Source organism: Methylobacillus rhizosphaerae (genome assembly GCF_900187985.1).
GTDB lineage: Bacteria > Pseudomonadota > Gammaproteobacteria > Burkholderiales > Methylophilaceae > Methylobacillus > Methylobacillus rhizosphaerae.
In genome coordinates, this window is sequence record NZ_FZOA01000002.1 from 114,725 (window position 1) to 133,722 (window position 18,998).

At 54.8% G+C, this 18,998-nt stretch carries 12 protein-coding genes; 5 read left to right on the forward strand and 7 right to left on the reverse strand.

The genetic code is table 11. The features are described from left to right. Positions 1-80: 80 nt before the first annotated feature. Complete coding sequence (locus CHB59_RS02750; RefSeq protein WP_089374711.1) at positions 81-938, reverse strand: carbon-nitrogen hydrolase family protein; 858 nt, start codon at positions 936-938, stop codon at positions 81-83. 65 nt (positions 939-1,003) lie between these two features. Beyond that, positions 1,004-4,846, reverse strand: coding sequence for a YhdP family protein (locus tag CHB59_RS02755; RefSeq protein WP_089374712.1), 3,843 nt, complete (start codon positions 4,844-4,846; stop codon positions 1,004-1,006). A gap of 213 nt (positions 4,847-5,059) precedes the next feature. Between CHB59_RS02755 and CHB59_RS02760 the strand changes: the two genes are divergently transcribed. Continuing rightward, on the forward strand, positions 5,060-6,961 hold the full coding sequence (locus tag CHB59_RS02760) for an ATP-binding cassette domain-containing protein (protein WP_089374713.1): 1,902 nt from the start codon (positions 5,060-5,062) through the stop codon (positions 6,959-6,961). 34 nt (positions 6,962-6,995) lie between these two features. After that, the gene (locus CHB59_RS02765; protein WP_089374714.1) at positions 6,996-7,562 is read left to right on the forward strand and encodes a hypothetical protein; all 567 of its coding nucleotides are present in this window, start codon (positions 6,996-6,998) and stop codon (positions 7,560-7,562) included. A 154-nt stretch (positions 7,563-7,716) separates the two neighbouring features. Here CHB59_RS02765 and CHB59_RS02770 read toward each other — a convergent pair whose 3' ends face one another. From CHB59_RS02770 to CHB59_RS02780, 3 genes are all read right to left on the reverse strand, one after another. After that, positions 7,717-8,112, reverse strand: a complete 396-nt coding sequence (locus tag CHB59_RS02770) for a YchJ family protein (RefSeq protein ID WP_089374715.1) — start codon at positions 8,110-8,112, stop codon at positions 7,717-7,719. 6 nt (positions 8,113-8,118) lie between these two features. After that, complete coding sequence (locus CHB59_RS02775) at positions 8,119-9,693, reverse strand: peptide chain release factor 3 (RefSeq protein WP_089374716.1); 1,575 nt, start codon at positions 9,691-9,693, stop codon at positions 8,119-8,121. 171 nt (positions 9,694-9,864) lie between these two features. After that, a complete protein-coding gene (locus tag CHB59_RS02780) occupies positions 9,865-10,560 on the reverse strand; it encodes an MBL fold metallo-hydrolase (protein WP_089374890.1) in 696 nt (231 codons plus the stop codon). A gap of 310 nt (positions 10,561-10,870) precedes the next feature. On the opposite strand from CHB59_RS02780, the gene mtlD reads away from it, so the two are divergent. Both mtlD and CHB59_RS02790 read left to right on the forward strand, forming a co-directional pair. Beyond that, positions 10,871-13,057: a bifunctional mannitol-1-phosphate dehydrogenase/phosphatase gene (mtlD, locus tag CHB59_RS02785; protein ID WP_089374717.1), complete on the forward strand. Its 2,187-nt coding sequence runs from the start codon at positions 10,871-10,873 to the stop codon at positions 13,055-13,057. A gap of 54 nt (positions 13,058-13,111) precedes the next feature. Next, positions 13,112-13,462, forward strand: coding sequence for a protein tyrosine phosphatase family protein (locus CHB59_RS02790; RefSeq protein WP_089374718.1), 351 nt, complete (start codon positions 13,112-13,114; stop codon positions 13,460-13,462). A 75-nt stretch (positions 13,463-13,537) separates the two neighbouring features. Here CHB59_RS02790 and acs read toward each other — a convergent pair whose 3' ends face one another. Next, positions 13,538-15,502 carry an acetate--CoA ligase gene (gene acs, locus CHB59_RS02795; RefSeq protein ID WP_089374719.1) on the reverse strand — a complete coding sequence of 655 codons (1,965 nt, stop codon included), beginning with the start codon at positions 15,500-15,502 and terminating at the stop codon, positions 13,538-13,540. 116 nt (positions 15,503-15,618) lie between these two features. Here acs and glnE point away from each other — a divergent pair, with 116 nt between their 5' ends. Next, positions 15,619-18,348 (forward strand): bifunctional [glutamate--ammonia ligase]-adenylyl-L-tyrosine phosphorylase/[glutamate--ammonia-ligase] adenylyltransferase, encoded by a 2,730-nt coding sequence (glnE, locus tag CHB59_RS02800; RefSeq protein WP_089374891.1) that lies wholly within the window; start codon positions 15,619-15,621, stop codon positions 18,346-18,348. 69 nt (positions 18,349-18,417) lie between these two features. Here glnE and CHB59_RS02805 read toward each other — a convergent pair whose 3' ends face one another. Beyond that, positions 18,418-18,963 (reverse strand): DUF3828 domain-containing protein, encoded by a 546-nt coding sequence (locus CHB59_RS02805; RefSeq protein WP_179212050.1) that lies wholly within the window; start codon positions 18,961-18,963, stop codon positions 18,418-18,420. Between the last annotated feature and the right edge of the window lie 35 nt (positions 18,964-18,998).

Here is an 18,998-nt window from a genome sequence, read left to right on the forward strand (position 1 = left end):
TAAGTGTTTTCCTTAAATTACACTAATGACAATGGGGCTGCCCGGCGAGGTTTTCAAGCCGGGCAGTGAGATGGCGTGGCTTACAGTGTGCGGTGTTTCAAGGCCGGCAGGCTCTTGCGCAGGCTTTGCAGATATGCCGTATTAATGGATGCAATCACTACCCCTGAGCCGCGTGGCAGACGGTCTTGCACCACGCCCCACGGGTCGACAATCATACTGTTGCCATGTGTTTCCCGGCCAGATGCGTGGTAGCCGCCTTGGGCGGGTGCCAGCACATAGCTGAGATTTTCTATGGCACGGGCGCGTACCAGGGTTTCCCAATGGGCCTTGCCTGTGGTTTCAGTGAACGCGGCAGGAATGACAATGATGTCGACTTCACCCATGGCGCGATACAGTTCGGGAAAACGTAGGTCATAGCAGACGGATAGGCCTATCTTGCCGAAAGGAGTATCAACAGTGACTACCTTGTCTCCCGGTTCTATGGTGTTTTCTTCCTTGTAGTGTTCTTCGCCAAGATCAAGGCCAAACAAGTGTATTTTGTCATAACGTGCAACCTGCTTGCCCTTGTCATCGAATACCAGGCAGGCATTGCGCACCTTGTCCGGGTGTTCACATTCCAGCGGGACGGAACCACCGATAATCCAGACCTGGTGTTTTTTTGCTGTCTTGGCAAGAAACCGCTGGATCGGGCCGCTACCTTCTTTCTCCCGCGCTGCCACTTTGTCCGTGTCCTTGAGGCCCATAATGGCAAAGTATTCCGGCAGGGCGACAAGTTTTGCTCCCATGTTGACGGCGGTTTCGATCAGTCGCTCCGCTTCACTCAGGTTGGCTGCAACATTTGGGCCTGAAGCCATCTGGATGGCCGCAACGCGGCTGATTCCAGGAATGGAGTTCTTGTTCTTGCTCTTGGCAACTTTTTCTCGTGATTTGATAGCCATGATATAAATTCCAGACAGACAGTCTATTATCGAGTCGTTTTGTTACATTGATTAGGTACCCGGAATTACTTGCCCAAGGGGGAAGCCTCCGGTGTCTTATTATCGCCCTTGCCGTTTTTTACTTCCACAGGATTATCCCAGGTTCCCACAAACTCATATTCCGAAGAAGCAATCTGATTCAGCGGGTCTTTCAGCAGTTTTTGCGCAAGGTAGGTAGCGGCACCGACGACAGGGCCACCTGCCAGCGCAGCGATGGAAAGGCTGTCACTGACATACGGAGTGACTTTGACTTTGATATGCTGGGTTTCTTTCTGCAAATTGGTTTCGCCGGTCATGGTGACTGAGGCAGTAGGGCCTTCCAGGTGGAAGTTATCGCTACGCATGATGCCGTCATCAATACGGACATTGGCATCGATCTTGTCGAAAGTGAAGCCACTGCTGAAAACGTCGCGGAAATCAAAACTGAGACGGCGCGGCAGATTCTGCAGGGTCAGGACGCTGAACAGGCGGCCAACACCGGGCTGTATCTTGAGGATCTGTCCCTTGCGCACATCAAGTTGCAGGTTGCCACTTAACAATGTGGTATCAAAATCATGCGGACTTCCAGGCCACTTGAGCTGGCCAGTCAAGTCGGCAGTGCCTCCCTTGATGGTATTGGGATAGCCGAAACTCTCAAGTGTCTGGCCTACATCACTGATTTTCCAGTTGATATTCAAGCGGGTATTGGGCCGTCGTTTCCAGTTGTGCCATTCGCCGTCCGCGTTCAGCTCACTTTCCGGTGTGCTGATACGTAATTTCTCTATACTCCAGTCGTCATGATGTTCATTTGCCAGCAACTCCAGTTTCCCCAACTGCTTGGTACCATACTCAAAACGGTCGGCAATGATGTCCAGTGATGGATATTCTGTAACCGTGCCTGGCTGGTTGAATTGGCCCTGGGTGCGCAGTGTCGCGGTGTCAGGGGTGGAGGATGGAATGCTGAGGCGTTGCAGGCGCGCCACGACCTTGCCGTTGCCCTGGCTGAGCCACTGGATATTGCCGGTCAGCTCCTTGCTCTGTACCTGCATTTGCCAACCACCGCTGATTGAGTTTGCTGCCATCTTGAGTTCATTGATACGGCGATCAAAAGCATCCAGTTTGTTGATATCCAGATCAATGCGCTGAAGATCAATTGCAGCCTGGTTATTGCCTTGCTGTTTGCCTGCAATCTCGCGCCACTCGTCAATATCCAAGTGATCCATGCTGCCATGGATGGTTAGGCCTGTCTGCTGCGGCAATGTTGGTGCCACATTGAAACCGATATCGCCACGCAGCAGTTTCCAGCTTCCGTCACTTTGTTTGCCTCGCATGAGTATGGCCCCCAATGCATTACCATAACTGATGTTGATGGTGTCCTGCAGTGGATTGGCCTGTTTGCGCTCCACCTTGAGTGCTGCTGTGTCACTCATGGTTTTGTTCAAAGGGTAGGGCAGGCTCGACGTGATGCCTTGCAGGTTGGAGTGTATGGTAATGTTGGCGCCATTTGGCCCAACCACAATATTGCCGTTCCAGTCTGTCGTGCCGAAAATCCGCTCAAAGGGGCCGGGGCCGAAAGCCGCACGCAGACCACTGTCGTTGACCTGGCCGCGCGCGCTGATATTGACGATATTATCCTTGCCGGTGTTGAGACTGACCTGGGCTGGGCCACCGTAGACCCAGGTGCTGAGGTTCTGTCCGCGTAGCTCGTGTTCGGTAAAGTCCAGTTTGCCATTGATACGCGACAATGCCGGAATGTCCTGGCTGGCAAGGCTACCGTTGGTAATGGTGTAACTGCCTTTGACCTTTGTGGCGTTGACATCATGCAGCGGGATCTGCAGATCCAGTGACAGCTTGCCATCGCCACTGGTTTTCAGGCCATGGGTGAAGCCGCCTGTTATCTCGGCCAGCGGGCTGGAGTTGAGATATTGGATTCCATTGCTGACAGGCCCCTGGCCTTCACTGACTACAGTCAGTACTGGCTGGTGCGCGGCAAGGTCGGGAATCGTGACCTTGCTTTTCACTACCTGGGTACCCAGCGTGGTGCCCTTGTTGGCGTTGAGCTCCATGCGGTTGCCTTCAAACAGCATGTCCAGCGCGATATTCTCGATATCCGGCCATTCGGAGGCAAACTTGAGTGAGCCATCATGAATTTTGGCCTTGACCTGGAACAGCCCGTTTTTGTTACCTGCAAACGGGAAGTCATGCATATTGCCCTTGATGATGACACTGACATCCTCACTCTTGCCTGCGAGAATTGCATCGTCCAGCCATGCTGTCGTATGCTCACCCAATATGTGCGGGTAGTAGAAGCGGGCATACTTGCCATCCACACGATTGAATTTTGCAATCAGCTCCAGCATCCCGCCTTTTGAGTCCTGGTGCTGGAAGCTGGCGTTGACGGCGCCAGCGAGATGCGCATTGGAAATGTTGAGGTTATTGACCCGGATTTCCGGCTTGCCATCGTTGGTTTTCCATTTGACCTGTCCTGTCAGCTTGGTCACGGGGATCGGCCAGCGCAATATATCCTTGAAATTCAGTTCCGCGTGATGCGTATTCAGGTTGAGAATACCGCTGGTTTCATCGGCATTGACACTGCCGCTCAATTGCTTGAATCCGGGAATTTTCTGGTAGGCACGCATGCCCAGATCGTTGAACTGAGTCTGCACATGATATTTCTCTGGGAAGCCACCACGGCTGGTCCACGATAAGTTGAGTTTCTGCAGGTCGCCTTCGGGGTTGATCTGGTCCAGAGCTTCTCTGGCTTGCTCGGGTAGAGGGATGTGGGAAGCCAGGATATGGGCTGAAGCCAGTGAAATTTCATCCAGCGCCACACTGCCGCTGAGGATGGATTGCGTGCCTGATATCTGTGTACGGACTGCGATATTGCCGCGTTGCATATCCAGGCCTTCTGGCGTGGCGAGTTTCAGGTGCTTGGCGGTAAATTCCTGCCCATCCTTGTGCCGGATCCAGCCCAACCTGCCGGAAAGCGCATCAAGTTTGACTGCGGGCTGGTCCTGCATGATCTGGCTGGTGACATGATAAAGAATGACATCGCTGGTTACTTTTCCTGGTGCGCCATCCGCGAACTCCAGCCACACTCTTGCAGCACCATGTCCGCGGCTGATCTCCATGAACTGCGATGGCAACCATTGCTGCCAGGCAGCAACATCAATGCCGTCCGCATGGGCGTAGAGGGTACCGCGCCACTCCTGCAGCTTGCTGACATCCTTGCCATACAGGTTGCCACGAATATCGATGGGGCCGGAAGCGGCAAGGGAAGGTACGGCCTGCAGGCCAAAGCGATGTTGTCCGATCAGGCCGGTCAGGGCAGGGTTTTCCAGGTGCAGATTGAGATTGTCCAGTATCAGGGGCGGCGCCTGTCTCAGGTTGTCGTGCCAGCTGATAGTGGCATTGCGCACATCAATCGCGGTCTGGCGCAACAACCAGTTGGCAAATTCCGGTCTTGCCGGGCCATTGGTGGCAACGCCGGCGATATACACGATGCCATCTGGTTCACGGCGTATGCTCAATTCCGGATCATGGATGATAAAGGAGCTGAGGCGTGGTTCAAGCAATGGGATGCTGAGCCAGGAAATACTGGCTTCGATATGCTTGAATGACAGGGCGACGCGCTGTTCTTGGTCATAGATGTCAATGTCACGCAGAACCAGCCTGGGGTTCAGACCATCCCAGCTGGCATACAGGTGCTTGATCGTGACGGGTTGCCCCAGCACAGTGCTGACCTTGGCGGCGATACGCTCGCGATAGTCATCGATGCTGGGCAACACCAGGTAGCGCAGGCTGAGTACAATGATGGAGAACGCAATGATGATGAACCACAGGGCGGCAAGAGTGGCGCGATAACACCAGAGCAAGGACTTTTTGACCATATTATTCTGTTGCGTTGTTTAAACTGCATGAAGTCCTGTCAAACAGGCTCCAATGTATTGGAAGGTGTCTCAGACCAGAGTATTTCATTGGTATGGGGCTTGGTCAACGCCTGATGGACGAAAATTGCCACGATTGGCTTACAATAGCGGTGCCTTGCATATTATTTTCCCGCGGAATTTATCTTTTCCTTGAACATCGTTGAGTAGAGTTTCTTGATTCAGTTAAAAAACATTAAGTTATATCGTGGCGTGAAATGCCTGGTTGAAGAGGCAAGTTTCCAGCTCCACCCCGGTCATAAGGTCGGTCTCACAGGCGCCAACGGCGCCGGAAAATCCAGCGTGTTTGCCATGTTGCGTGGTGAATTACACCCGGAATCCGGCGACCTGGACATCCCTCAGCACTGGAGTATTGCCCATGTCGCGCAGGAAACCCCGGCGCTGGCGGACGCCGCGATTGAATTCACCCTGGATGGTGATGCCGAGCTGCGTCAGATCGAGGCAGACTTACGCGCAGCGGAAGCGGCAGGTGAGGGCGAACGCGTCGGCGAACTCTATGCCAGGCTGGGGGAGATAGAAGGCTATTCCGCGCGCGCCAGGGCGGCAGAGCTGTTACATGGCCTGGGCTTCTCCAGCGCTGATCTTGCGCGGCCCGTGTCCGATTTCTCCGGTGGCTGGCGTGTGCGGCTTAACCTGGCGCAGGCATTGATGTGCCGTTCCGACTTGTTGCTGCTCGATGAACCCACCAACCACCTCGATCTCGATGCGGTGATCTGGCTGGAAAACTGGCTCAAGGATTATCGTGGCACCTTGCTGCTGATATCGCACGACCGGGATTTCCTCGACGCCATCGTCAACCATATTGCCCATATCGAGCAGCAGAGGCTGACTTTATATAAGGGCGGTTATTCGGATTTCGAGCGCCAGCGTGCCGAACGCCTGGCGCAGCAGCAGGCGAACTATGAGCGCCAGCAGCGCGAAGTGGCGCACCTGCAGAAATACATCGACCGTTTCCGAGCCCAGGCTACCAAGGCCAGGCAGGCACAAAGCCGTATAAAGACGCTGGAACGCATGGAGCTTATCAACGCTGCGCATGTGGATAGTCCGTTCAGTTTCAGTTTCCGCGAGCCGCTGGCTGCGCCTGACCCATTGCTGGTGCTGGATGAAGCTGATGCTGGATATCAGGACACGATCATTTTGCAACGCATTATGCTGACTCTGCGCCCAGGCGAGCGCGTCGGCCTGCTCGGGCGCAACGGCGCGGGTAAATCCACCCTGATCAAGCTGCTGGCGGATACCATGCAGCCATTGCAGGGCAAGCGGGTGGAAGGCAAGGATCTGCGCCTGGGCTACTTCGCCCAGCACCAGCTTGAGCAATTGCGCGCGGACGAATCGCCGTTGCAGCACATGTTGCGGCTCGACTCTGTCACGCGCGAGCAGGAGCACCGCAACTATCTTGGCGGATTCGATTTTCGTGGCGACATGGCGACCAGTGCTGTTGGCGCATTTTCCGGCGGCGAGAAGTCGCGCCTGGCATTGGCCCTGTTGATCTGGCAGCGCCCGAACCTATTGCTGCTGGACGAGCCCACCAACCACCTCGACCTGGAAATGCGCCATGCCCTGACCATGGCCTTGCAGGATTATCAGGGCGGCATGGTGCTGGTCTCGCACGACCGTTCCCTGTTGCGTGCCACCTGTGACCGTTTCCTGCTGGTGACGGATGGCAAGGTACAAGAGTTCGACGGCGACCTTGAGGATTACCGCAACTGGCTCAACGAGCAGCGCCTGCGTGACAAGGCCGAGGAAGAAAAAAACAAGCCTGAAGCAACGCCCAATGCGCGAGCACAGAGCAAGGCAGAGCGCCATGCCCGCCTGCAGGAACGCAGGCCATTGCTCAAGGAGCTGGAACAACTGGAAAAGAAGATGGCCACCTGGCAGCCGGAGAAAGACCAGCTTGAACAAGCCCTGGCCGCACCCGAGCTATACCAGGAAACAGACAAGACCCGCCTGCAAACCCTGCAGAAACGCCAGGCCGAGCTGGAGCAACAATTGACGACAGCCGAGGAGCGTTGGCTAGCGTTGCACGAGCAGCTCGATGCCTTGCCTGAAATCAACTAAATATCGTCATCAAGCGCATGACTGAAGGAAAACCATGGAAACCAGCTACTCCCAAAGACTCATCCTGACCTACGCCCTCTGCCTCAATGAAGCACGCACTGATGCCAGCGAGCCGCCCAGTACCAACCTCGAGGATTATGACGCACTGGAGGCCGCAACTTATCTGGCCTGCTACATCACCTTCCGCGCCATTAAAGATACTGGTCGCTCTCCTGCGGATGAACGCGTCGAAAATTTCGACATGCTCGCGGTCTATCAGGCCTATGCCATGCTGGCCTATACCTACCTGACCCTGCCGTTGGGCGAGGAAGGCATTGAGCCGGATTATCAAGCTGCCGCCGTCACCATCGCCCGCTCCCTATTTGCAGAACTGGAAAACGAGGAACTGGCCGAAATCATCGAATCCGGTAATCACAAATACCAGCTGATCGGCGATGCCGAAGTCGAGCACTGGATGAACTACCGCCAGGACATCGAAAAAGTGCTCATGGCCTTCGTGATTGCCGCAACGGATGAAGAAGCGCCATTTGATAAGGAAGAACTAGTGCCTATGCTGGGGGCGTTGTTGAGTATGTTGTGTGAAGCGTTTGCGAGTGAGTAAGGGCAGTTCTGCTTTGATGAATGGTGAGATGCTAACTGATTGAAACGGGTGGGTTATTCACCATCCGGAGAATTCTAGGCATGCTGGGCATATGGCAAGCCGGTATATCATTGCCGATTGTCTGTGTCATCCCGGCCTGCATTCAGCTTGGGGTTCAAGCGTCAGTAAAATCGCCATCCACATAAAACCATCTGCCATTTTCCTGTACAAAGCGGCTGGTTTCATGCAGTTTCTCCGCCTTGCCGTTGACCTTGTAGCGGGCAATGAATTCGACGATAGCTTGTTCTGGTGTGACGTTTTCGGTGCGCAGGATACGCAGGCCCAGCCATTTAACAGGTGGCTCTGTGGCCAGTCCCAGTATGCCGGGGCGGGTAGAGGAATGCCAGCTTGTCAGCAGGTAGTCCTTCAGTCCCAGTGCATAAGCCGCGTAGCGTGAGCGCATGAGCGCTTCAGCCGTGGGCGCAGATGTTCCCTGATGCCAGCGCGCGCAACATTGTGCATAGTCAGAGCCGCTCTGGCATGGGCAGGGAGTGGGATGCGTTGCCACCATCTCCGGTCAGAAAATCTCGCGGGTTTCGAGGAACTCGATGTCTGGATAGCGTTCCTGTGCCATTTGCAGATTGACACGGTTGGGAGCGAGATAGACGTATTCCTCGTTGCCATCCAGGGCGACGTTGAAGCCGTACTTGTCGGCAATTGCCTTGAGGTCTGAATCCGACCCGCGCAGCCAGCGTGCAGTGGCGCAATCGTAGCTTTCGAATGCGACATCCACGCCATATTCATGTTCCAGGCGGTGCGCCACAACGTCGAACTGCAACAGGCCGATGCCACCGAGGATCAAGTCATTGGAAAGCAAGGGGCGGAACAGCTGCGAAGCGCCTTCCTCGGCCAGCTGCTTGAGGCCGATCTGCAATTGTTTCATTTTCATCGGGTTCTTGATGCGCGCGCGGCGGAAGTATTCCGGCGCGAACGATGGGATGCCGATGAACTTGAGGTTCTCGCCCTCGGTGAAGGTATCGCCGAGCTTGACCGTGCCGTGATTGGGGATGCCGATGATGTCACCGGAATAGGCTTCGTCCATGGTGGTGCGGTCCTGCGCCATGAAGGTGATGGCGTTGTTCACCGATAAGGTCTTGCCACTGGCGACTTGCTTGATTTTCATGCCGCGTTCAAAGCGACCGGAACAGATGCGCAGGAAGGCGATACGGTCGCGATGCTTGGGGTCCATATTGGCCTGGATCTTGAACACGAAACCGGAGAATTTTTCTTCCATTGGTGAAACGCTTCGAGTGGATGTATTGCGTGCCAATGGCGCGGGAGACAGGTCCAGCACGGCATCCAGCAGTGATTGCACACCGAAGTTGTTGATGGCGGAACCGAAAAACACTGGGGTTTGCTTGCCATCGAGATAAGCCTGTTTATCGAACGTATTGGAAGCGCCGCGTACCAGTTCCACATCCAGGCGTAAGTCATCGGCCTGGGAGCCTATCAGTTCGTCCAGGCGTGGGTTGTTCAGACCTTCGATGATTTCCGCCGTGCCTTTTTCTGCATGTGGGTCAAAAAATGCGATGGTATCGTTATAGAGGTGGTAAACGCCACGGAAGCTCTTGCCCATGCCGATAGGCCAGGTGACAGGCGCGCATTGCATGCCCAGTGTGGATTCAATTTCATCCAACAGTTCAATGGGCGCGCGCGATTCACGATCCAGCTTGTTGATGAAGGTAATGATGGGGGTATCACGCATGCGGCAGACATTGAGCAGCTTGATCGTCTGTGCTTCCACCCCATTGACCGAGTCGATCACCATCACGGCAGAGTCCACTGCGGTCAGGGTGCGGTAGGTATCTTCAGAGAAGTCATCGTGGCCTGGGGTATCCAGCAGGTTGACCATATGCTCACGATAGGGAAACTGCATGACGGAAGAGGTCACGGAGATACCGCGCTGCTTTTCCAGCTCCATCCAGTCGGATGTGGCATGGCGAGCTGCCTTGCGGCCACGGACTTCACCAGCAACCTGGATGGCACCGCCGAACCAGAGCAGCTTTTCGGTCAGGGTGGTTTTACCTGCATCGGGGTGGGAAATAATCGCAAACGTACGGCGGCGCTGGATTTCTGAACTGAAACTGGACATAACGGAATAGGGGATACGGGCAAAAGCGCTATTTTACCTGCTTTGTGTCCCGATTCCGCTGTGATTTATGCGTAATACTACATTTTTTATGGCAAATGGCCTGCCAGGGTATGTTGGCTCCAGCGCATGATCAGGTATCCGGGCGGATTTCCTGTGGCAGGGCCAGGCCATTCAACCATGAGGCAAAGCCTCAATGCCCAGGCTACGGTTGGCAGGTACTGCGGTATCCAGCATGCCGGGTTTGGGCAGGTCCAGCGTTTGCATGATAGTGATGAATGCTGCGCGCGAGATGCCGGCCAGGCGTGGGTTGATGGCTTTTTCCTGCCCGATGCAGCTGACACGATAGCCCTTGTAATCGTGGCCGGGATAAACCAGGGTCTCATCCGGCAGGGTAAACAGCTTCTGCGTGATGCTGTCATAGAGAGTGCCTGCATCCCCGCTTTGAAAGTCTGTGCGGCCACATCCGTTGATCAGTAATGAATCACCGGTAAACACCTTGTCCTCCAGCAGGTAACTGACACTGCCCGCCGTATGTCCGGGTGTTGCCAGTACCTGGATGAAGTAGGGTCCCAGGCTGAGCTGGTCGCCATGTTGCAGCTGCAGGTCTGCGGCCAGCGCATCGCAGCGGCTGCCTATCCCTGTCAGTGTGTTGGTCTTCTCCCGCAACAAGCCGCTGGCCGTGATGTGGTCGGCATGCACATGGGTTTCCAGGGAGTATTTCAATACCAGATTATATTGTTCCAGCAATTGCAGGTAATGCTGCAGACCTGAGTTGACCGGATCGATCAGCAAGGCTTCGTGGCTTTCCGGATCAGCGATGAGATAAGTCAGGGTGCAAGAAGCTTCATCAAATAATTGCCTGAATATCATGAGTGTCCTTTCCCTTTTTTCTTTGTTTCATGACATGGGACTTCAATCAAGTGACCATCTTCGCAGCAGGGATGTTCCCCGGAAGTGTGTGGTCGTGTCCAGGGGATAATGTCGCGCTACAGCTGTCTTTCAGGAAACTCGATGCCATGGTTGAGCAGGAAGATTCCAATTGAGGATGTTGCATCATTTTGAATTTAAAGACCAATTTTACCTGGGTGGCCGGGAAAATATGTTATGGTAAAAAAGTCATCATTCATTTCACTATCGAGGTGAACCCCAAAATTATCCCATTAGCGTTAGGATTTTTATGATTTTCAAGGAAAGACTCATCCATGCCGCCATATTCGATATGGATGGCACCATGTTCGATACCGAACGCCTCAGATTCACCACCATCAAACAAGCCTCTGCTGAATTGTTCGGCGAAAGCATCAGCGATGAAATCCTGATGGGCTCCCTAGGCCTGAGTGCCAAAAAAGCTGAAGAACTGGCCAAGAGCCGTTATGGCAATGATTATCCCTATGCTGCTATCCGCGCCCGTGCTGATGAGCTGGAGCTGGCACATGTGCGCAAGCATGGTGTTCCTGTCAAACCCGGACTGTATGAAGTCCTGGAGCGCCTCAAGCGCAATGGCCTGCTGATGGCCGTGGCCACATCCAGCCGTCGGGTGATTGCTGAAGAGTACCTGATCAATGCGAATGTCATGAAGTATTTTGATATCACGGTATGTGGTGATGAGGTCAAGCAGGGCAAGCCACATCCGGAGATTTTCAGGACAGCCGCAGCTGAACTCAACTGCCTGCCTGAACACTGCCTGATGTTCGAGGATTCTGAGAACGGTCTGCTGTCCGCTTCGCGCGCGGGAGGGCTGCCTATCCTGGTCAGGGATATCAAGGAGCCGCGTCCGGAAATTAAGGCGCTGGCGTACCAGGCGTATGACAGCATGCCGGATTTTCTCGGGGAACTGGTCAAGTTCACTCCGGACCTGCCCAAACCGAAATTAACCGACGCCTTCCCGCAAACCATCAATAACGTGCGTGCCGGCATTCATGGTTTTGGCGCCATGGGAGGTGGGTATCTTGCCCAGATATTCTCGCATTGGGATGGTTATACGCGGCCTTACGAAATCATAGGCGCGAGCAACAATGCCACTTTGCGTAGCCTGGTTAATGCTTTTGGTAAATATGACGTGCATTATGGCAACGTGGCTTTCCACCAGACCATAGACCGCATCCGGCTGATTGATATGGCAGATGAAGCGGCGGTGTGCGATATGTACGTGATCTCGGAGATCATTGGTCTGTGCCTGCCTGAATCAGCGATCAAGCAGCAGGCTGGCATGATCGCCAAGGGTTTGATGGCGCGTTTCCAGAATGGCGCCAGGCCACTGGAGGTGCTGGTCATCTTGAATAAAGTCGGTGGTGCTGCCTTTGTCCGGCGCCAGGTGAAGGAAGCCATGCTGCGCATGCTGGATGCCCAGCAGGTCGAGCAGATCATGGCGATGGCGTGCTTCACTGAAACCGTAGTGAATCGCATGGTGTCAAAAATATCGAAAGAAATTCTGCTGAAACAGGTCAGGATTAATTTCGCTAGCTTTGAAAAGCAGACCCACAACAAATTGCTGGCACCCATGGGTAATGTGGCGCCCCTGCATCAGGAGGCAGCGCTGCTGGCAGAACCCGGGCTCAACAGGATTGTCGGTCAGTTACGTCATGCCTCCCAGTTGAATCGTGCGCTGGATCAGTTGAGTGTCACATTGTTCGAAAGCGGCCCGGACATGGTGCTGTATGCGCGTAAGGGTGGGAAAATCCTTGAGCGACTGCGGCAGATCCAGCCGGTCGATAATATTGCCGAGATTCAGGCCATCAAGAACCGGCTCCTGAATGGCACACATGCCATTATCGCCTGGTACGCCAGTCTGCTTGGTTATCAGACGATTGGGCAGGGTATGGGGGATGAACGGGTGGTGATGCTGGTCAAGCGGCTGATCAACCAAGAAATCAAGCCCGCCATGCTGCAGGAGAATCCTGCGCTTGCCGAGTATATTAATGCATCATTCGTGAACAGTTTCATTGCCCGTTGCAAGGCATCATTTCGGGATCCATGCCGGCGCATAGGGCGCGATCCATTGCGTAAATTGCAGCGCAAGGAACGTATCATGGGAAGCATAGAGCTGGCGGCTCGGCATGGTATTACCACACCCATGCTGGAGTTCGGCGCAGCGCTGGGGATACTGTATGCCTTGCGCATGGTGACGCCAGAGGACAAGGAATGTCAGCGCATCAAGGCCTTGTTTGAAACCAGTGAATCCGTAGCCGATGTGCTGGCCTTTGATGGCGATTATCATGGAAAACCTTATCAGGGATTGAATAGGGAGGCAGATGCCGCCTTGATCGAGCGTATTGCCGAGCATTTGCGCCAGCTGGTCAATCCTGTATCTGCACACTGGCAATGGCCGCTGAACTACAATGATGCAGAGGAGATGGCTTCCTGATATGCCGGAATACATGGGCTGGCATGGTATATTGGCACTCTTGAAGGAGAAAACATGACGATCAGTATCAAGACCATCAGCGATCAGTTCAGCAGCTGTCCGCAATTGACTGTAGAGCAAGTGCCCGAGGCAGCGGCTGCCGGGTTCAGGACTATCATCAATAACCGGCCTGACGGTGAAGGCGGCGCTGAGCAGCCGTCCAGTGAGACGCTGCGCCAGGCGGCCGAAGCCAATGGCCTGCAATATGTGCATATTCCTGTGGTTCCCGGTCAGCTGACCCAGGCACAGGTCGATGAGCTGGCAGCTCTGCTGCCTGGGCTACCGACACCTATCCTGGGATTCTGCAAGGGAGGCATGCGTGCCACCAATATCTACCAGCATGCATTGGCAAAAATCGAGCAGTAATGGCTTGATGCAGAGAAAAGAAAACGGCACCCAGGGGTGCCGTTTTTATGCTTCCGGATATCGGACAGCGGACGACTAGCTGGCGGATTGCTTGAGCTGCTCAAGAATGGCAGGGTTATCCAGTGTGGAAATATCCGAAGTGATTTCCTCGCCTTTGGCCAGCGAGCGCAGCAAGCGCCGCATGATCTTGCCGGAGCGGGTCTTGGGCAGGTTCTCGCCAAAACGGATTTCGTCAGGCTTGGCAATCGGGCCTATCTCCTTGCCCACCCAGTCACGCAACTGGGCTGCAATAGCCTTGGCGGATTCGCCTTCTGGGCGCGCTCCCTTGAGGACGACATAGGCCACGATTGATTCGCCCTTGATGTCATGCGGCCTGCCGACAATGGCGGCTTCCGCCACCAGAGGGTTGGCAACCAGGGCCGATTCGATTTCCATGGTACCCAGGCGGTGACCAGATACATTGAGCACATCATCAATCCGGCCCATGATCCAGAAATAGCCATCTGAATCACGATGCGCAGAATCACCAGCCAGGTAGAGTCCCTTGAGCTCTTCCGGGAAGTAGGATTTCTTGAATCGTTCCGGGTTGTTCCAGATATTGCGGATCATGGACGGCCAGGGTTTCTTCACGACCAGCAGGCCGCCGCCTGTGCCTTCAATGGGGGTGCCGTTTTCCTCGACAATATCCATGATGATGCCAGGCAGTGGACGTGTGCATGAGCCAGGCTTGAGGTCTATGGCGCCGGGCAGGGGGGCAATCATGTGCGCGCCGGTTTCAGTCTGCCACCAGGTATCGGCGATCGGACAACGCTCCTGTCCGACAACCGTGTGGTACCACATCCAGGCTTCCGGGTTGATGGGCTCACCTACGGTGCCCAGCAGGCGCAGGCTGGAAAGATCGTATTGCGTGGGCAAGTCGCCACCGAGCTTGATCAGGGAGCGGATCGCGGTAGGAGCTGTATAGAAAATGCTGACCTTGTGGCGCTCTATCATCTGCCAGAAGCGGCCAGCATCCGGATAGGTCGGGATACCTTCAAATACAACCTGGGTGCTGCCGATCGCCAGCGGGCCGTAGGCCACATAGCTATGCCCGGTAATCCAGCCTACGTCTGCCGTACACCAGAAGATATCGCTATCCTGGTGGTCAAACACCCACTTCATGCTCATGATGGCGCCGAGCAGATAGCCGCCTGTCGAGTGCTGCACGCCTTTTGGGGTGCCGGTGGAGCCGGATGTGTAGAGAATGAAGAGCGGATGTTCCGCATCCACCCAGACTGGCTCACAGGTATCGCTTTCAGCCGCCTCGATTTCATGCCACCAGAGGTCACGGTCTTTATTCCATGTGATATCGATGCCGGTGCGCTGGTAAACAATGACTTTTTCCACTGCTTCGCAGCCACCCTGGTTGAGCGCTTCATCGACAGCGGTCTTGAGCGTGACAGCTTTGCCGCCACGCATGCCAGCGTCAGCGGTAATCACCAGCCTGGCACCTACATCGACGATACGTTCATGCAGGCTCTTGGCGGAGAAGCCGCCGAACACCACAGAATGAATGGCACCAATACGGGCACATGCCTGCATGGCCACAATGGCTTCAATCCCCATGGGCAGGTAGATAATGACGCGGTCGCCCAGGCCGATACCCTGTGTTTTCAGGGCATTGGCAAAACGGCATACGCGTTGGTGCAGCTTCCGGTAGGTGATGTTGGTGACTGTGCGGTCATCCGCTTCAAAAATCAGCGCAATTTTCTCTGCATGGGTTGCCAGGTGTCGATCAAGACAGTTATAGGAAGCATTGAGCCTGCCATCGGCAAACCAGCGGTAGAATGGGGCGTTGGATTCGTCCAGTATTTCGGTGAAAGGAGTCTGCCAGTCGATTTCCTGCCGGGCGAGGTCGGCCCAGAAGCCGGCGTAATCCTGTTCAGCGGCATTGCATAAGGCTTCATAACCCTCAATCCCGGAAACGGTGGCAGCCTGGCGGAATGCATCACGCGGTGCAAAAATGCGTGTTTCCGTCAGCACGGACTCAATGGACGACATAATTACTCCTTCACAACTCTATAATTGAGGTTACGATTCAAGAAAATGGCTGCCAGGATGTGGGCATGCCATTACTTTCAGAAACAAATAATAACATTTCATTTACAAGTTTAACGATGCGCACACTATCACAGATTTTGCAGCCGGATATAGACCTGTCCCGAGAAGAACAATATTTATTGCACGCTGTTCAATGCAGCCCATTCATTGCCAGGCTGGTGAATAGTGATGCGGTATTACTGCCGGAACTGGTGGAGAACCTGTATCAACCATGGACAGCGTCCGAGATGCAGGAGTGGCTGTGCCAGCAGGATGTGACGGATGATGCCAGTCTCAAGCGGGCGTTACGTCAGTTGCGCCAGCGCGCTATGCTGCGCTTGATCGTGCGGGACTTGAATGGGCTAGGTAACCTCGGTGAAGTCATGCAGGTGACGAGTGCGCTGGCAGAAGTAACCCTACAGCATGCCTTGTCATACCTGACGCCCTGGGTAGAAGCGCAATATGGCATCCCCATGGGGGAGGAAAGCAATGAGCGCCAGCAGCTCATTGTGGTCGGCATGGGCAAGCTGGGCGGGTATGAGCTGAATGTTTCGTCTGATATTGACCTGATTTTTGCGTTTGCCGAAGATGGAGAAACCGTCGGCGCGAAATCCGTCAGCAATATGGAGTTCTTCACGCGTCTTGCCAAGCGCCTGATTGCGGCCATTGATGAGATTACCGAGGATGGTTTTGTCTTCCGTGTCGATATGCGCTTGCGGCCCTATGGCTCAGAAGGGCCGCTGGCCTGCAGTTTTGCCATGCTGGAGGAGTATTACCAGAATCAGGGGCGCGAATGGGAGCGTTATGCCTGGATCAAGGGACGAGTGGTGGCTGGGCCTGACCAGGGGCTGAGCCAGCTATTGCGGCCATTCGTGTTCCGCAAGTACCTGGATTTTGGCGCTTTTGCCTCCATGCGTGATCTCAAGCTGCAGATACAGCGGGATGTCAACCGCCGTGATATGCATGACAACATCAAGCTGGGGCGTGGCGGCATCCGCGAGGTTGAATTCATTGCCCAGGTGTTCCAGCTGATCCGTGGCGGGCGTGATGCCAGCCTGCAGATCAGGCCTACGCTTGCAGTGCTGGACTTGCTTGAGGAGAAAGGCCTGTTGACCGGAAAGATTGTGCATGAGCTGAAAGAAGCTTATGTATTCCTGCGCAATCTGGAACATCGTCTGCAATATCTTGAGGATACGCAGACCCAGGACTTGCCGGCCAATGAAGAGAGCCGCAGCCGGATTGCGCTGGGGATGGGTTTTGCGCACTGGGATGTATTCCTGACCGCGCTGGAGCAGCACCGGACCCTGGTGCAGCACCATTTTGAGGAGGTATTCAGCGACCCAGCGGAAGAACGCACACAAGAAGATGTGCAGCAGCAGGAGGTTGCGCTGTGGAAGCGGGCGATTGAAGGGGAAGAGGCAGTCAATGCAATGGCGCAACTGGGCTATGCCGAACCGGCAGAAACCTTGCGCAAGCTGTTGAGCCTGCACGATAGTCCACGCTACAAACAATTGCCGGAAATCAGCCGGCAGCGTTTTGATACCCTGATGCCGCTGGCCATTGCCGGGGCGGCACATGAACCGGAGCCGGACACGGTGGTGACCCGAGTCGCTGACCTGCTGGACAGCATATGCAGGCGCGCGAGTTACCTGGCCCTGTTGGCCGAATACCCGTCGGCGCTTACCCTGGTCATGCGTATCGTCGGGGCCAGTCCCTGGCTTGCGCAATACCTGACCCAGCATCCCATCCTGCTGGATGAATTGCTGGATACCCGTAATCTTTATGCTGCACCTGATTTTTCTGCCATGCATGCTGATATTGGGCGCCGGGTCGCGGCCCAGGCTGGGGATGTTGAAAGGCAAATGGATGAAATGCGGCAGTTCAAGCATGCAGCCGTATTTCGCTTTGCGGCTACGGATGTGGCGGGAGAACTGGCACTGGAAACCCTGTCGGATTATCTCAGCGCATTGGCGGACATGATTCTGGAAGTCACGCTCAAGGCCATTTGGCCCAATCTGCGCCAGCATCATCGTGAGGAACCGCAGTTCGCCATCATCGGTTACGGAAAACTTGGCGGCAAGGAGTTGGGATATGCTTCAGATCTCGATATCATCTTTCTATATGATGACGAAGCGCCGGAGGCGGGAGAGGTGTACGCCAAGTTCGGCCAGCGTATCAATACCTGGCTGAGCAGCATGACATCAGCAGGGATTCTGTATGAAACGGATATGCAGCTGCGGCCTGATGGCGCCAGTGGTTTGCTGGTCAGCTCCGTGCAGGCATTCAGGACGTATCAGCAGGAAAAGGCCTGGGTGTGGGAACACCAGGCATTGACTAGGGCACGTTTCTGTGCCGGGAATCAGGCCATTGGCGCTGCTTTTGAGCGTATCCGCGAAGAAGTGTTGTGCCAATCCAGGGATAAGCAGGCGCTCAAGGCAGAAGTGGCTGCGATGCGGCAGAAAATGCAGCAGGCACATCCCAACCATGGAGAGTTGTTTGACCTCAAGCATGATAGCGGCGGTATCGTCGACGTGGAGTTCATCGTGCAGTATCTGGTTCTGGCGCATGCGCACCAATATCCGCAATTGACGCGCAACCTTGGCAATATTGCGCTATTGGATATCCTAGGGGGGCTTGGCCTGGTAGATGCCACCCTGGCAAACCGGGTGGCGCAGGTTTATCGCGATTACCGACGGCGCCAGCATGCCCTGCGCTTGCAAGGAGATAGCAAAGCGCGTGTTCCCTTGTCCCGGGTCGAGAGCGAGGTATCCGCAGTACGCGCCTTGTGGCAGCAGGTATTTGCCTAACGTATAGCGCGCGTGGATATGTGTCGGAGTGTCAGCCGGTGATATGGGTTTGGTCGAAGCATGACCGGATCAGCAGGCAGGATTCTTGTCGATTACAGACTGCAGGCTTTTCCCCATCTTGTTAGTGGCAAATAGCGCGTGGTATTCGATATCGTAAATCATCCACTCGCCGTTTTCTTTGCGCAGAATGACTTCATCATCCCATTGCTGGATCTTGCCGTCTTTTTCCAGGGTGAAATGCACGGTCGACTGGCGCCCATATTGATTGGTAATGCTGGGATCAATCGTGAAGCTGGTGAAGCCGTCATTATTGGATGTGAACAGATCGCCACTGGACCAGGGTGTGGGTTTTTCGCGGGAGCGGCAGCGATGTTGCTCTCGCAGTGAAATGTAGAAAATACGATGCAGTTTCGGGATGAAATGGTGTGAGATGGCATCAAGTTGCTGCATGTTGGGCAAGCCCACCACTTCGCTGGTCTTTTTCAGTGCAGCATAGTCTTCAAAGAAATGCACTGCAGCCTCCCTGGCTTGATCCTTCTCAGGTTTTGCAGCCTGCGTTGGGGATACTACCAACAGGCTGAGACAGAGGGCGATGGGGAAAAAGGGCTTGGCCATGTGCATGATTCCAGGTTAGATGCGGCAACTGAGGG